This window comes from uncultured Flavobacterium sp. (assembly GCF_963975515.1).
GTDB lineage: Bacteria > Bacteroidota > Bacteroidia > Flavobacteriales > Flavobacteriaceae > Flavobacterium.
In genome coordinates this window covers 65708-81269 of sequence record NZ_CAXBGY010000011.1, presented here as the reverse complement: position 1 = coordinate 81269, position 15562 = coordinate 65708, and the positions used below count along the sequence as shown (strand labels likewise).

Here is a 15562-nt window from a genome sequence, read left to right as displayed (position 1 = left end):
ATCTGGGCTAGAATTTAAAGTAAAAAAGAAAATCCGCGATAATCAGTAAAATCTGTGTCATCCGCGTTCAAAAAATAAAAACATGTCACAAGCATACGTAAAACACGAAATACAAAACAACATCGCAACAATTGAGTTCTTTCATCCAGAACACAACTCCTTACCAAGCGATATATTAGCAAAATTAGCCAACACTATCACAGAAGTTGGAAACAACGACGAAGTAAAAGTCATCATCCTAAAAAGTGGTGGAGACAGAACTTTCTGTGCCGGAGCAAGTTTTCAAGAATTAATTTCTATAAACGATGCAGCAACAGGAAAAGTATTCTTTTCAGGATTTGCAAACGTAATCAATGCGATGCGTAAATGTCCAAAATTCATCATCGGAAGAGTACAAGGAAAAACCGTTGGTGGTGGAGTTGGAATCGCAGCTGCAACCGATTATTGTATGGCAACAAAATTTGCTGCCATTAAATTATCAGAATTAAACGTTGGAATCGGACCATTCGTTGTAGCACCAGCCATCGAAAGAAAAATAGGTGTTTCATCCATGTCACAAATTGCAATAGATGCCAATACGTTTTACGAAGCTAATTGGGCAAAAGAAAAAGGTTTATTCGCAAATGTGTATGAGAGCATAGAAGAATTAGATTCAGAAATTCAAAAATTCGCCGAACATTTATGCACCTACAATCCAGAAGCGATGCAAGAAATGAAAAAAGTTTTTTGGAGAGGAACTGAAGATTGGGATAACCTTTTAGCAGAAAGAGCAGCCATCAGCGGAAGATTAGTTTTGTCTGATTTTACAAAAGAAACGTTACAAAAGTTTAAAAAATAATTGTTGTCAGTTATCTGTTATCAGTTCTAATCTGACAACCGACAACCGACAACCGACAACAAAAGAAATGGTTTACGAATTCAAAGGGTTCATCCCAGTAATACACGAAAGTAGTTTCATTCATCCGCAAGCAGCAGTTACGGGAAATGTCATTATTGGAAAAAACGTATACGTTGGTCCAGGAGCAGCCATTCGTGGTGATTGGGGCGAAATCATTATTGAAGATGGATGTAACGTGCAAGAAAATTGTACGATTCACATGTTTCCAGGAAAATCAATGGTTTTGAAAGCTGGAGCACATATTGGTCATGGAGCAATTATTCACGGAGCTAACATTGGAGCAAATTCGATGGTCGGAATGAACGCTGTAATTATGGATGATGTAAATGTAGGCGATGAATGCATTATTGGAGCATTAGCCTTCGTAAAAGCAGGAATGCAAATTCCGAACAGAAAGATTGTAGTTGGAAATCCAGCCACAATTATAAAAGACGTTTCCGATGAAATGATCGAATGGAAAACAAAAGGAACAGCACTGTATCAAAAACTTCCATCAGAATGTTATGAAAGTTTAAAAGCAGTGGAACCTTTAAGAGAAATTCCAGCCAATCGTCCGACACAAGAAGCGTTTTATAAAACATTAGAAGAATTTAAGAATAAGTAATCAGTAATCATTGGTCAGTTTGCAGAGACTTACTGAACACTAAATACTGAACACTGAACACTATAAAAATGATAATAGAATTCAAAATGCCCAAAATGGGTGAAAGCATATCCGAAGCAACGATAATTTCTTGGTTGAAAAACGTAGGAGATTTTATTGATGCCGAAGAAACTATTTTAGAAGTCGCAACCGATAAAGTCGATAGCGAGGTTCCTTCACCAGTTTCTGGAACTATAACCGAAATTCGTTTTCATAAAGACGATGTTGTTGCAGTTGGAACTGTTTTGGCTTTGATAGATGCTGATGGAAAGCAAAAACCTAAAAGCGAGATACAAGAAGTTACGAATACTACAGTCGAGACTCAATCAGAAGTTGCCAAGCAACCAAATACTGAGTTTAAGCAGCTAAAAAGCAATCCAGATGCGTTTCTTTCTCCTTTGATTGTAAGTATTGCTCAAAAAGAAAATCTTTCGTTAGAAGAAGTGCAAAGTATTCCAGGTTCAGGAACAGAGGGACGTATTCAAAAAAGTGATGTTTTCAATTATTTAAAAAACAGAAAATATCCACTCCAATCTAAACCGATAACTGACAACCGACAACCGACAACTTCATCATATCCAAAACCTAAAATCAATTACGTTGAAGGAAAAGACAGTATTGTTGAAATGGATAGAATGCGCAAAATGATTGCGGATCACATGGTCTATTCTAAACAAACTTCACCTCACGTGACATCCTACATAGAAGTAGATGTTACGAATTTGGTGGATTGGAGAAATGCTAATAAAAACAAATTCCTAGAAAAGCATAACGAAAAACTGACATTTACACCAATTTTCATAGAAGCCGTAGCTAAAGCAATTGAAGATTTTCCTTTAATCAATGTTTCTGTGGATGAGAAAAATATCATCGTACATAAAGATATTAATATTGGAATGGCAACCGCTTTGCCTTCAGGAAATTTAATTGTTTCTGTAGTGAAAAATGCTAATGAAAAAAATGTTATTGAGATTGCTAAAGAAGTAAATAATTTAGCTGAAAGTGCAAGAAATAACAAACTAAAACCCGAACAAACTCAAGGAAGTACATTCACGATTTCAAACGTGGGAACTTTTGGGAGTTTAATGGGAACACCAATCATAAACCAACCTGAAGTAGCTATTTTAGCTTTAGGAATCATCAAGAAAAGACCAGAAGTAATCACGACAGAAAAAGGTGATGAAATTGCTATCAGAAGCATGATGTACCTATCTCTATCTTTCGACCATAGAGTTGTTGATGGATTTTTAGGAGGATCATTCTTGAGAAAAGTCGGAGATTATTTAGAACAATTTGATACAAATACAACAATATAAAATATAAACTAAAATGTCTTACAACATAAAAGTTACAAAAATTAAAGAATCAAAAGTTAGTCAAATTGATTTTGATAACATTACAATGGGTTTCAATTTTTCGGATCACATGTTTATTTGCGATTACGAAAATGGTGAATGGCAAAACCCAAGAGTTGAACCTTTAGCATTAATTCCAACGCATCCAGCAGCAATGGCTTTGCATTATGGACAAGCAATTTTTGAAGGAATGAAAGCGACAAAAGGACAAGACGGAACACCCTTGTTATTTCGTCCAGATGAAAATGCTAAACGTTTAAATTTTAGTGCAGACAGAATGGGAATGCCTCAATTTCCAGAAGATTTGTTTGTTGAAGCTTTAAAACAATTCACAGCTATTGAAAAAGATTGGATTCCAACGAAAGAAGGAAGTGCATTATATTTAAGACCTTTTATGTATGCAGACGAACCTTTCATAGGAATGCGAGCTGCAACAAGTTTTAAATTTATAATAATGGGTTCACCAGCTGGACCATTTTTCAGTAAGAAAATTAAATTATTTGCAGAAAAAAAATACGTTCGAGCTGTAAATGGTGGAACAGGAGAAGCAAAAGCAGCAGGAAATTATGCAGCAGCTATTCGACCAACAGAATTAGCAAAAGCAAAAGGATATGATCAAGTATTGTGGTTAGATTCACAAGATTTTGAATACATTCAAGAAGTTGGAACAATGAATATTTTCTTCAAAATAGATGGAAAATTTATTACACCAGATTTATCAGGTTCTATTTTAGCTGGAATCACAAGAATGAGTGTGATTGATTTATTACGCGATAAAGGTTTTGAAGTTACTGAAAGACCAATCAAATTATCAGAAATCAAAGAAGCATCAGCCAACGGAACTCTTGAAGAAGCTTTCGGAGCAGGAACAGCAGTTGGAATTGCAATGGTAGATGAAATCGGAAACGAAGACTTCACTTTAAAATTACCAGATGAAAATCCAGTTTCCAATATGGTAAATGATACGTTAAATGCAATAAAAGTCCAAAAAGAAGAAGATAAATTCGGTTGGATTGTTGAAGCAAAATAGATTAGATTAAAAATAACCCATCTAGGGTTTAAAACCCTAGATGGGTTAAATATAAAAACAAAATGTTAGACAAAAACATATTAAAAAAAGCATTTTCAACCATGGCAACCGCAAAAGCCATGACCGAATTGTACGAAGAAAATTTCAAGATAGTTTCTAAATACGTTCATGCTACATCACGTGGTCATGAAGCAATTCAGATAGCTGTTGCAATGCAATTATTGCCGCAAGATTATGCCTTTCCATATTATCGTGATGATGCAATGTTGCTTGGAATTGGAATGCAACCTTACGATTTGATGTTGCAATTAATGGCGAAAAAAGACGATCCTTTTTCTGGGGGTCGTACTTATTATTGTCATCCAAGTTTGAATGATGTTGATAAACCAAAAATTCCTCATCAATCTTCTGCAACCGGAATGCAAGCTATTCCAGCAACTGGAGCAGCAATGGGTTTTTGGTATAAAGAAAGAACAAATATTGCCGAAGATATTAAAGATAAACCTTTAGTAGTTTGTTCATTAGGTGACGCTTCTGTTACTGAAGGAGAAATTGCCGAAGCTTTACAAATGGCAGCTTTAAAACAATTGCCAATTTTATATTTGGTTCAAGATAACGGTTGGGATATTTCAGCCAATGCAGCCGAAACGCGTGCTCAAAATGCATTTGAATATGCCAAAGGTTTCCACGGAATTGAAGCTATTTCAATAGATGGTGCCAATTTTACTGAAAGTTACGAAGCACTTCAAAAAGTAATTGAAACTATTCGTACAGAAAGAAGACCGTTTTTAGTTCATGCAAAAGTTCCGTTATTGAATCACCATACTTCTGGTGTTCGTATGGAATGGTATCGTGACGATTTGGAAGAAGCACAATCGCGTGATCCATATCCTGTTTTAATACAACAATTATTGGATGCAGGCTTTACACAAAAAGAAATAGACCATGAATTGGCTGTGGCTTCAGCCACTGTACAAAAAGATTTCGAAAAAGCACAACTAGCAGAAGATCCAAAACCAGAAGATTTATTCACAAACGATTTTGCACCAACACCAATTACAGAAGAAGTTGGAGAACGTAATCCTGAACGTGAAGAAAAAGTAGTGATGGTTGATTGTGCTTTGTTTGCTGTCGAAGAAATCATGAGAAAACATCCTGAAAGTTTATTATACGGACAAGATGTTGGTGGACGATTAGGAGGAGTTTTTAGAGAAGCAGCTACATTAGCACAAAAATTCGGAGACGAAAGAGTTTTCAATACACCAATACAAGAAGCATTTATTGTTGGTTCAACGGTTGGAATGTCAGCTGTAGGTTTAAAACCAATTGTTGAGGTTCAGTTTGCTGATTATATTTGGCCTGGTTTAAATCAATTGTTTACTGAGGTTAGTCGTTCGTGTTATTTATCGAATGGAAAATGGCCAGTAAGCATGATTTTGCGTGTGCCAATTGGAGCTTACGGAAGTGGTGGACCTTATCATTCCTCATCTGTAGAAAGTGTTTTAACGAATATTAGAGGAATAAAAATCGCTTATCCAAGTAATGGTGCCGATTTAAAAGGTTTGTTGAAAGCCGCTTATTACGATCCAAATCCAGTGGTGTTTTTAGAGCACAAAGGTTTGTATTGGAGTAAAGTTAAAGGAACAGATGCCGCAAGAGTCAACGAACCGAGCGAAGATTATATGTTGCCTTTCGGAAAAGCGAATATCGTTCAAGAAGTTTGGGAACAAGAAACCACAGAAACTATTTCGATTATTACTTATGGAATGGGAGTTCATTGGGCTTTGAATGCTTCAGCAGATATTAAAAATCAAGTTGAAATCATCGATTTAAGAACATTGTATCCTTTAGATGAAGATGCGATTTTGAAATCGGTTAGAAAAACTAAAAAATGTTTAGTCGTTACTGAAGAGCCAACTAATAATTCTTTTGCAAGAAGTTTAGCCGGTTTAATTCAAGAAAAATGTTTCAAGAATTTAGATGCACCAGTTATGGTTATCGGTTCAGAAAATATGCCAGCGATTCCTTTGAACAGTACTTTAGAATTCACAATGATTCCAAATGTAGATAAAGTAAAAGCTAAGGTTGAAGAGTTGCTTAATTATTAGTGTTCAGTGTTCAGTTTTTAGTGTTCAGTTATTGCATACTAAAAACTGAACACTGTTTGCTTTTTTTTGGAGCTATTTCCAGCTTTCCACTATATCTTTTCTTTTTTAAAGAAAAAAAGAAAAGGATGCCGTTACAATCTGGGCTAGGGCAGTAGTCTTCAAAATAATAATTTTGTGCAAATTGCCAACTAAAATCTGCCAACTCAAAACTAATTACTCCACTTTCTCGACTGGAACAACAGGTTTAGGAATGCTGTCACTTTTAACAGGTGCATTTATAGGAGTTACACCATCTTCATAAATAGTTTCTTCTAAATCTTCTGATTTTTTACCAACATTTATTTCAGGATTTTCTTGATTTCCTGTGACTTTTATGGGAATTCCAATTATTCCTAATGGTGGTAATCCAACACGCATTTTTAAATTAAGATTTCCGTCTAAGCTGCTTTGTCCTTCAAAACGCAAACGAAATCCTGAAACTTTAAATTTAAAGCGTTCAATCGTTAATAAATTATTTTTGATGGTTGATTTGATGTCAACTTTTGTAATATCAGGATCTTTAATATCTGGATTTTCTGTTCTTGAAGCTACTGTGTTTAGTAATTTGAATCCTTTCATTTTGACATGCTTCACAGAAAGTGTTCCTTTTCCTTCTAGCGATGGCATTACTGGTTCCATTTGGTTGTTTAAAACTCCTTTTATAACGTAATCAATTGAAACGATTCCTTCTGCATTTTCTGCTGCGGTTACGATTTCTTTGAATAATTTTATTTCGTTGTAAGCTCTTTTGATGTCAAAATTATTGGCTTTAATAGTGTAATCAAAATAAGCTTTTTCTTTGCCTTCATTTTTATAAGTTCCGTTCATCAGAGCTGTTGCACCAATTATTCCTAAAGTACCATTTTTTAAAGAAGCCATTCCTTTTTGCATTTGAACGATTCCTCCTAAATTTTCAATGATAATGTCATCGTACTTGACTTTTTTAGCTTTAGTTTGAATAGTTACATCCAAATTTGTTGGAATTTCAATTACACCAGAAACTGATGATGAAGTTGTTTTTTCTTCCGATTTTATAACTTCAGTTGGCATGAATTCATTAATATTCAAGTAATTTGAGGTCAGGTTGAAGTTTCCTTTTAATATTTCTTTATCAGATAAATAAAAATTAATTACATTCAAAACATAACCATTCATCGCAATGTCGGATTGTCCATATTTTCCTTTAAAATCTGAAAAATTCATTTTTTCATGATTGAAAGTGAAAAGTCCTTTCTCAATTAAAAATGGTTTAGGAAGTAATTCGCTTGTCGTTTGAATGTTAGTTAGATCAAGTGTTCCGCTATTTTTTAAATTTTGATGATTTCCTTTAGTAGCATCACTTTGTTTTCCAGCTAAAGAAAGATCAGCTTTAATAATTCCGTTTATATCTAATCCTTTTTGCGCAAAAACTTTATAAATAGGAGCAAGGTTGATAGTTCCTTTGGCTTTTACGTCATAATTTAAATCTGAGAAATCTTTGAATGAAGCATTCATAGTAAAAGGTTCGTTTTCAAAAGTAAAAGTTGCAGGTGAAATTGTTAAACTTGCATCTTTGAAGTCAGAAGTAGGGCAATTTAAATCAGCTTTAAAGTTGATTTTTTCAATAGCTTTTGGATAATAAGTGGTTTTTATTGAGCCATTAGTTAAATTAAAATATCCTTTTGTAATTGGGAATTTTTTCTCTTTTGCATTGTAAATTCCATTGGAAACAATATCTGTATCTAGTTTTCCAGTGATATTCATGTTTGGAATTTGTAATGCATCAGAAAGTATTTTTAAATCAATTTTTGATTTTATTTTAGTATCTATGTTCATGCTATTTCCAAAACCTTCTGTTTTTAAAATAGCACTTAATTTGTTTTTATTGATATCAAAGTACAATGAATCCAGTTGAATTGATAGTTGATTCATATCAAGATTTGGAAGTTTGGTATCCAAATTAAGATAAATATTTTCAACAGGAAAAGGAGCTTTTCCGTTTTTCACGAAACCATTTCTCACGTTAATTTTAAAGCGAACTTCTGGATTTATGTTTTCTGCGGCAATGTATTTCCCTTTTAAAGAAAAAGAAGCTGAAGTTGTACCTTTCATTATGGTTTGGCTTTTCCATGAAATGTATTCAGCTGGTAAAGCTGTAAATAAGTCATCCAAATTACTGTTTTCGGTTTTTAAATTGAAATCCATATCATAACCATTTGAGAGGAAATTAAAATATCCTTTAAATTCAACAGGTAATTTATTAATGATTAGGTCGTTTTTTTCGAACACAAACGCTAAGGAATTGGTGTTTATTTTCGTAATTAAATCAGCTTTTACAGCTTTGTTTTTTAAATATTCATTAGAGTCGTAAGTGAAGTTTAAATTTTCAATACTTGCAGATGTTGTCAGGCTAAAATTAACATCTAAAAGATTACCTTTTCCTTTATAGTTAAAGCCTTTAGCTTCTATTAACATTTTGGTTGAAGCATCGTTATATATAAGTTCACTATTTACAATTTGAATGTTTTTTAAATTTAAAGAAGCTGTACTATCATCAGTAACAGATGTTTTAGTTGCTTTATATACGTTGTAATTAGCTTCTCCTTTTTTATTTACTTGAACGTTAATTTTGGCGTTATCTATGAAAATTTTATCAATTTGAGCTTCACTCCCAAAAAGCATACTTGGAATATCTATACCAAAACCAATTTCTTTAGCCGTAATTAATGATTGTTTTTCAAATGGAGCAGAACCATTAAGTGAAAATTCATCTAAAGTCAAAGTCAAAGAAGGGAAATGGTTGAAAAAGGATAAATTAGAATCTTTAAAATTCAATTCACCTTCCAAATTTTCATTGGCAAATAGTTTGACTTTTTCGGTAATTGTATCAGCAAAAATAAGAGGTAGAATGATCAATATTCCTAGAATACTAGTTAACGATATTCCTAAGATTTTAAGAGCCTTTAGGAATAATTTTTTCTCTACTGCCATTGTGATATGAATTTTTGCAAAGGTATGATTATTCGGTAATAAATTTAAAAAAATAATAGCTGCTGAATAATAAAAAACCGTAACCTCATTGTTGCATGAAATTACGGTTTAGTATATTTATTTCTAATCAATTCTAAATGTTGTCTATTTTATTATAGGTGGATATTGTTCTAGAATCTTATCTACAAACTCTTTGATTCGTTCGTCTTTTTTGTTTGTGTCTTTGGTTAAATAGCCACTTCCTTCCCCTTGCCAAATCATTTCTTTTGATTTTCCATCGAAGATATCTATGAATAGAGTTCCTTCTGGAGTTGAATAAACTCTGTTATAGTTCATTCCCCAATAAGGATTCCAACCCCAACCGAAGCCCATTCCCCATGAATTGTTGTTGTACACATCAACACGTTCGCTTTCTTTTGTAAAAATGCTAATTAACATGTCAGGATTGTTAGATTTCGAAAAACCTTTAGCACTCATGGCATCATCAATAGAGTTTAATATTCTTTTTTTATCTAAATCAGAAATTTCGACTTTATCAATACTTGCTTTTACATAAGCATACGTTTTGTATTGATTGAAATCTACTTTTTTATCATAATCAGCATTTACTCTCACGGAACTGCATGAAGCTAGTACGAAGAGCATAAATAATGGAATTAATTTTAGTGTTTTCATAACTTTTTGATTTTTGGATTGTTTGATAGTTCGATTAATCGAATCATCTAAAAATCGAATCATCTATTTTTCGAACAAATGGTCTTCCACTATATTAGGGATGGTAACTTTCAATAAAGGTTGCGTCTCCATAGCTCTTTTTATAGCAAAAATAGCTCCTTCGTTTCTTGCCCAGTTTCTTCTTGAAATTCCGTTGTTTACATCCCAGAAAAGCATTGAGGCTAAGCGTCTTGAAGCTTCTTTACTACCATCAAGAACCATACCAAATCCACCGTTAATTACTTCTCCCCAACCAACTCCACCACCATTGTGAATGGAAACCCATGTTGCACCACGGAAGCTATCACCAATTACATTTTGGATAGCCATATCGGCTGTGAAACGAGAACCGTCATAAATATTTGAGGTTTCTCTGTATGGTGAATCGGTTCCTGAAACATCATGATGATCTCTTCCTAAAATTACAGTATCAATTTCTCCATTTGCGATGGCTTGGTTGAAAGCTTCTGCAATTTTTATTCTTCCTTCTGCATCAGCGTAAAGAATTCTGGCTTGAGAACCAACGACCAATTTATTTTCTTGTGCGCCTTTAATCCATTGAATGTTATCGGCCATTTGTTGCTGAATTTCTTCTGGAGAATTTTTCATCATTTCTTCTAAAACATCACAAGCAATTTTATCTGTTTTGGCTAAATCTTCTGGTTTTCCTGAAGCACAAACCCAACGGAATGGTCCAAATCCATAATCAAAACACATGGGTCCCATAATGTCTTGTACATAACTTGGGTATTTGAAATCGATTCCATTTTCTGCCATAATAGCAGCTCCAGCACGAGAAGCTTCCAGTAAAAAAGCATTTCCGTAATCGAAAAAATACGTTCCTTTTGCTGTGTGTTTGTTTATTGCATCTGTATGTCTTCTTAATGTTTTTTGAACTTCTTCTTTGAATTTTGATGGGTTGTTTGCCATCATTTCATTAGATTCTTCGAATGTGAATCCAATAGGGTAGTAGCCACCAGCCCAAGGATTATGTAGTGAAGTTTGGTCTGAGCCTAAATCAATATGTAAATTTTCTGTATCGAATTTTTCCCAAACATCTACAATATTTCCAAGATAAGCGATTGAAACCACTTCTTTGTTTTCTAATGCTTTTTTAACTCTTGGCACTAATTCGTTAATATCTTCAACTACTTCGTTAATCCAACCTTGTGAATGACGAATATGTGTTATTTTTGGATTTACTTCAGCGCAAACTGTAACACAACCTGCAATGTTTCCTGCTTTTGGTTGCGCTCCAGACATTCCACCTAATCCAGAAGTTACGAATAGTCCTCCTTTTGGTGATTTTTTAATTTTTCTAAATCCGTTTAAAACGGTGATGGTTGTTCCGTGTACGATTCCTTGTGGGCCAATGTACATATAACTACCTGCTGTCATTTGTCCGTATTGAGAAACCCCTAAAGCATTCATTTTTTCCCAATCATCTGGTTTTGAATAATTAGGTATAACCATTCCGTTTGTAACTACAACTCTTGGGGCATCTTTATGACTTGGATATAAACCCATTGGATGTCCAGAATACATGGTTAAGGTTTGTTCGTCTGTCATTTCAGACAAATATTGCATGGTTAAAAGATATTGTGCCCAATTTTGAAACACTGCACCATTTCCACCATAAGTAATTAATTCGTGAGGATGTTGTGCTACTGCATAATCCAAATTGTTTTGAATCATTAGCATAATAGCTTTTGCTTGTTCGCTTTTTCCTGGGTATTCAGAAACCGGACGTGCTTTCATTTCGTAATCTGGACGAAAACGATACATGTAAATTCTTCCGTACTTTTCTAATTCTTCTTTAAATTCAGGAAGTAGAATAGCGTGATGTTTTGGTTCAAAGTAACGCAAGGCATTCTGTAGGGCTAATTTTTGTTCAGCATCCGAAAGGATTTCTTTTCTTTTTGGTGCGTGATTTATTTCCGTTTCATATGGTTTTACCTTTGGTAACTCATTTGGAATTCCTTGTTGTATTTGTTCTTTGAAAGTCATTTTATTTTGGATTTTCGGATTTTCGGATATTGGATTTTCGGATTTTTTGGTCTGAATATCTGCTATCTGAACATCTGGTTTCTTAATTTCTCCTGTTTTTTTATCATATCCATAAGCACAATGTCTGCAACCGCTTTTGCAACAATAGCCTCTTTTTAGATGGTATTTTTCGGTAAAACACTTGTATCCTTCGGGTGTGTAATAGAAGTCTTTACCTTCAATTAAATTATTTGGATCAATTGTATTGTTCATAGCTACAAATCACATTTATGATTGATACAAAATTAATTATTTTAAGGTGATTCTTTCTTTCCCAAGGCAAAAATATTAAATTTAGAAAAAATTTAGCAACTTTGCACCAAATGATAGTACTAGTTTTTAAATATTTAACCCCAAAGTGGGTGAGAGGGATTACGATTTTTCCATTTATAGTGCTTTCTTATAAGGAAGATAAGAAGAATTTGATTTTGATCAATCATGAAAAAATTCATATTAGACAACAAATTGAACTTTTGGTAATACCTTTTTTTCTTTGGTATGGGCTGGAATTTCTTGTCCGATTACTACAATATAGAAATTCAAAAGAAGCTTATTTGAATATTTCATTTGAACGAGAAGCTTATCAAAATGAAAAAAACCTTGATTATTTAAAGCAAAGGTCTTTTTGGGATTTTATTAAATTTCTGTAGGCTTAAAGAATTTTATTGTTTTTTTGTTTCATTAGAAGTTGGGTTGTTTGTTAATTATTTAACATTTTTAGGCAATAAGGTACCAAGTTTCTATGGAGTTTCTATGGAGTATCTATTGAGTATCTATGGAGTATCTTTGGGAATGATGAATTTATGGTTTAAGTTAATTTGTGATTATTTTTTTTGTATAAAAAAACCTTCACTAATTAAAGCAAAGGTTTTTTGAATTTTATTAAACTTCTTAAGTCTTAAAGAATTTTTCTTGTTACTTTAATTCCTTCAGATGTTACTATGTTTATAATTAACACTTGATCTTGAATGTTATTTATGTCAATTGAAATAGCATTAGCATTGATTTTAGATTTTTCAGCCAGTAATCTTCCTCTTACATCATACACCTTTACATCATCCATAATTTCATTTCCTGAAACGATTTCAATAATATTTCTATTTTTTACAATTTGAATTTCATTTTCATTGAAAGTTACATTGCTTAATATTGTGTTTTTGTAAACTAATTTAAATCTTGTGTCATGAATCCCAGCTGCAGCTGTAAATGAATAAGGATTAGTTTTTAAATCGTGATAGATATTTAATGATTCATCTTTTAAATAAATATCTTGGGTTCCTAAGAATAATCCATCAGCTAAGTTGATTCCAATAGTATAAGTTCCAGCAGTAGGAACATTAAATCCAATTGCAACTTGGTCATTATCATCAAAAGGTAAACTTCTTCCTTGAATTACATAAGATTGATTATTGGATATAGAATAAATTCCCATCTCTAAAGAGATTGCAGCTGCATCATATATGTTGTCATCTACCATAGTAGCTCCTTCAATATAGCCTACTAAAGCTACATCTATTAAGTTGTTAGCATCTTTAATATCTAGCCATAATCTATGTCTTTCTAATTCATTTGGATTTGTGTTTTGTTGGTTAGAATTCTTATAAAAAGCATCGTTAACATACGCATTCCCTGATTTATCTACTCTTTGAGCATTATTGAAAATAACAGAGTTGCCATTAGAACTGTCTAACATTTCAACAAAAAAGGCTTGTCCAGCTTTGATGTTTTCAGAAAATGAAGGATTAGAAGTTCCAGAGCTGTTAATGGTTATATAATCACTTGCAGAATAATTGTATGCATAAGTGCCATAAAATGGATTTGTATACGTACTGCCATTATTTGCTGCTGGATCAGAACCGTGTCTCCATAGTTGAACACTTCCCTTGATTACTGATGAATTAGCATTAATAAATTTAGAAGCATTTATTGCAGAAGGGTATGGATTACCAATTAGATTGTAATTATCATCACTATTTGTTATTGTTACCCCATTTAATCCGGTATAAGGTGTGCCTGTATAACTTCCTTTAAATATTGGAACATTGATATCACCATTGTTTGGTTTGCCTATAAATGTGCTGTTAATAGTAGTTGCCGTAAGTCCAAAAGAAGAAGATCCTCTGATAAGGTAACCAGCGCCAACTCCCATGATAACTCCATCGGCATTTTCGTAAGTTCCTTGACTGATTTTTGGTGAAACACCATTGCCATTATTCGTTAAAGTGTTCCAGCTGTATTTTGGACCTTGAACAGGACTTGAATAAATTGCATTTATCGCTTGATTACTAACCGGAGATGTCCAATACACATAATCAGAACCTTTAATTCCAGTTGCTGTTCTTCTATAAGTAATTTTGCCGGTATTTGATACATTGTTTATTTGAATTAAACTTGCATTGTTTTCAACTTCAAAATTAGCTTCTGTTGAATTGTTCTTTATTTCATTTGTGACAATGAGGCTTTGATTTGACTTTAATATTAGTTTAGCCGTACTTTCAATTGTAACTGTTTTGGCAAAAGCTATATTTCCTGAATTTATAGTAACTGTAGCATTTTGTATTACAGTTACACAATTTTCATTAGTTGGAACTCCAGTTGGAGACCAATTTGCTGGATTGTGCCAGTCACCAGAAGTTATGAATCTCTTCTTATAATTTTTTACTTCATAAGTCGTGCTAGAAGTACATGATAATGAAGTGTTGTTGGTTGCAGTATAAGTGGTAGTTGCAGAAGGTTTTGCAAAAACTTTACTTGCTACTGTTCCCGTTGTATAAGGAATTGTAAGGCTTGAGTTTGTATATAAATCAGTGGCTGGTGACCAAGTTGTGTTTGACCCATTTGTTTCTAAACTCACCGAGTAATCACAAGAATCAGTGCTAGATTGAGCTTGAGCCGTAATAGTAATAGCAGCCGGACATAAATAAGTTATTATCATAGCTCCGTTCATCCCATTTCCTCCAGCTTCATTCTTAGAACCAGCACCACCACCACCACCACCATATTTTCCAGTCGCGTCTGATCCAAAATCGTTATTTCCACCTTTTCCACCTGCTCCACCAAAATTAAGAACTGCATTTCCTCCAGCGCCCGGTGAGAATTCTGAAGTTGCGTTGCCACCATTGTTACCATTTGCATTTGAACCAGCAGCTGATCCACCTCCTCCTCCAGAACCAGAATTACTACCTCCGTAACCAGAACCTCCATTACCTCCACTGCGTCTAATATCACCAACACTGTTAGCAATGCTTCCTCCGGCACCACCAGCTACTGCTGGATTATTTTTAGCTGAATTTGCACCTGTTTTTCCACCTGCAGCAGTAATATTTACTCCATTAAAAGTTGCTGTAGTAGCTCCGCCTTCTGATGCATCACCACCAGTGCCGACTGTTATTGTATAATTAGTGCCTGGTACCACAGAAATTGTATTTCTACGAGCGTAGGCACCACCACCACCACCACCGGTTACATTTCCAGCACCATTATCTGAATTTTTTGCACCACCGCCACCTCCCCAGGCCTCGACTTGGATTGATGAAATACCGGCAGGACATGTCCAGGTAGTTGAAGTTGTAAATGTTACTGAAGTTTGTGCATTAGAAATAAAAGCTCCAAAAAAAAGTACTAATAGCGTTATTAGGTGGTTTTTTGAACTTTTAATAATGGTTAGATTTGGGTAAATTTTTTCCATAATAAAGTAATTAAGATGTGTCTATGACTAAAATATATAGACCATTACTTAACACTTACGAAAAATAAGTA

10 protein-coding genes are annotated in these 15562 nt (G+C 33.7%); 6 read left to right on the top strand and 4 right to left on the bottom strand.

The features are described 5' to 3' along the window. Positions 1-82: 82 nt before the first annotated feature. The 5 genes from AAC008_RS12140 to AAC008_RS12120 all read left to right on the top strand — a co-directional run bounded on the left by AAC008_RS12140 (position 83) and on the right by AAC008_RS12120 (position 6034). Positions 83-838 carry an enoyl-CoA hydratase/isomerase family protein gene (locus tag AAC008_RS12140; protein ID WP_339889552.1) on the top strand — a complete coding sequence of 252 codons (756 nt, stop codon included), beginning with the start codon at positions 83-85 and terminating at the stop codon, positions 836-838. Positions 839-905: 67 nt separating this feature from the next. Next, positions 906-1502, top strand: a complete 597-nt coding sequence (locus AAC008_RS12135; RefSeq protein WP_339889551.1) for a transferase hexapeptide repeat family protein — start codon at positions 906-908, stop codon at positions 1500-1502. 68 nt (positions 1503-1570) lie between these two features. Then, on the top strand, positions 1571-2857 hold the full coding sequence (locus AAC008_RS12130) for a dihydrolipoamide acetyltransferase family protein (protein ID WP_339889550.1): 1287 nt from the start codon (positions 1571-1573) through the stop codon (positions 2855-2857). A 13-nt stretch (positions 2858-2870) separates the two neighbouring features. Next, on the top strand, positions 2871-3926 hold the full coding sequence (locus tag AAC008_RS12125; RefSeq protein ID WP_339889549.1) for a branched-chain amino acid aminotransferase: 1056 nt from the start codon (positions 2871-2873) through the stop codon (positions 3924-3926). A gap of 62 nt (positions 3927-3988) precedes the next feature. Further along, positions 3989-6034 carry a thiamine pyrophosphate-dependent enzyme gene (locus AAC008_RS12120; RefSeq protein ID WP_339889548.1) on the top strand — a complete coding sequence of 682 codons (2046 nt, stop codon included), beginning with the start codon at positions 3989-3991 and terminating at the stop codon, positions 6032-6034. A 213-nt stretch (positions 6035-6247) separates the two neighbouring features. On the opposite strand, the gene AAC008_RS12115 is transcribed toward AAC008_RS12120, so the two are convergent. The 3 genes from AAC008_RS12115 to AAC008_RS12105 form a co-directional block, all read right to left on the bottom strand. Further along, a complete protein-coding gene (locus AAC008_RS12115) occupies positions 6248-9043 on the bottom strand; it encodes an AsmA-like C-terminal region-containing protein (RefSeq protein WP_339889547.1) in 2796 nt (931 codons plus the stop codon). A gap of 144 nt (positions 9044-9187) precedes the next feature. Continuing rightward, positions 9188-9718, bottom strand: coding sequence for a DUF4136 domain-containing protein (locus tag AAC008_RS12110; protein ID WP_339889546.1), 531 nt, complete (start codon positions 9716-9718; stop codon positions 9188-9190). Positions 9719-9781: 63 nt separating this feature from the next. Next, entirely contained in the window at positions 9782-12016 is a 2235-nt protein-coding gene (locus tag AAC008_RS12105) for a urocanate hydratase (RefSeq protein ID WP_339889545.1), read from the bottom strand. A 110-nt stretch (positions 12017-12126) separates the two neighbouring features. Here AAC008_RS12105 and AAC008_RS12100 point away from each other — a divergent pair, with 110 nt between their 5' ends. Continuing rightward, on the top strand, positions 12127-12453 hold the full coding sequence (locus AAC008_RS12100) for a hypothetical protein (protein ID WP_339889544.1): 327 nt from the start codon (positions 12127-12129) through the stop codon (positions 12451-12453). A 248-nt stretch (positions 12454-12701) separates the two neighbouring features. Here the strand turns inward: AAC008_RS12100 and AAC008_RS12095 are convergent, their stop codons facing one another. Beyond that, the gene (locus AAC008_RS12095) at positions 12702-15491 is read right to left on the bottom strand and encodes a glycine-rich domain-containing protein (RefSeq protein WP_339889543.1); all 2790 of its coding nucleotides are present in this window, start codon (positions 15489-15491) and stop codon (positions 12702-12704) included. Positions 15492-15562 lie beyond the last annotated feature (71 nt).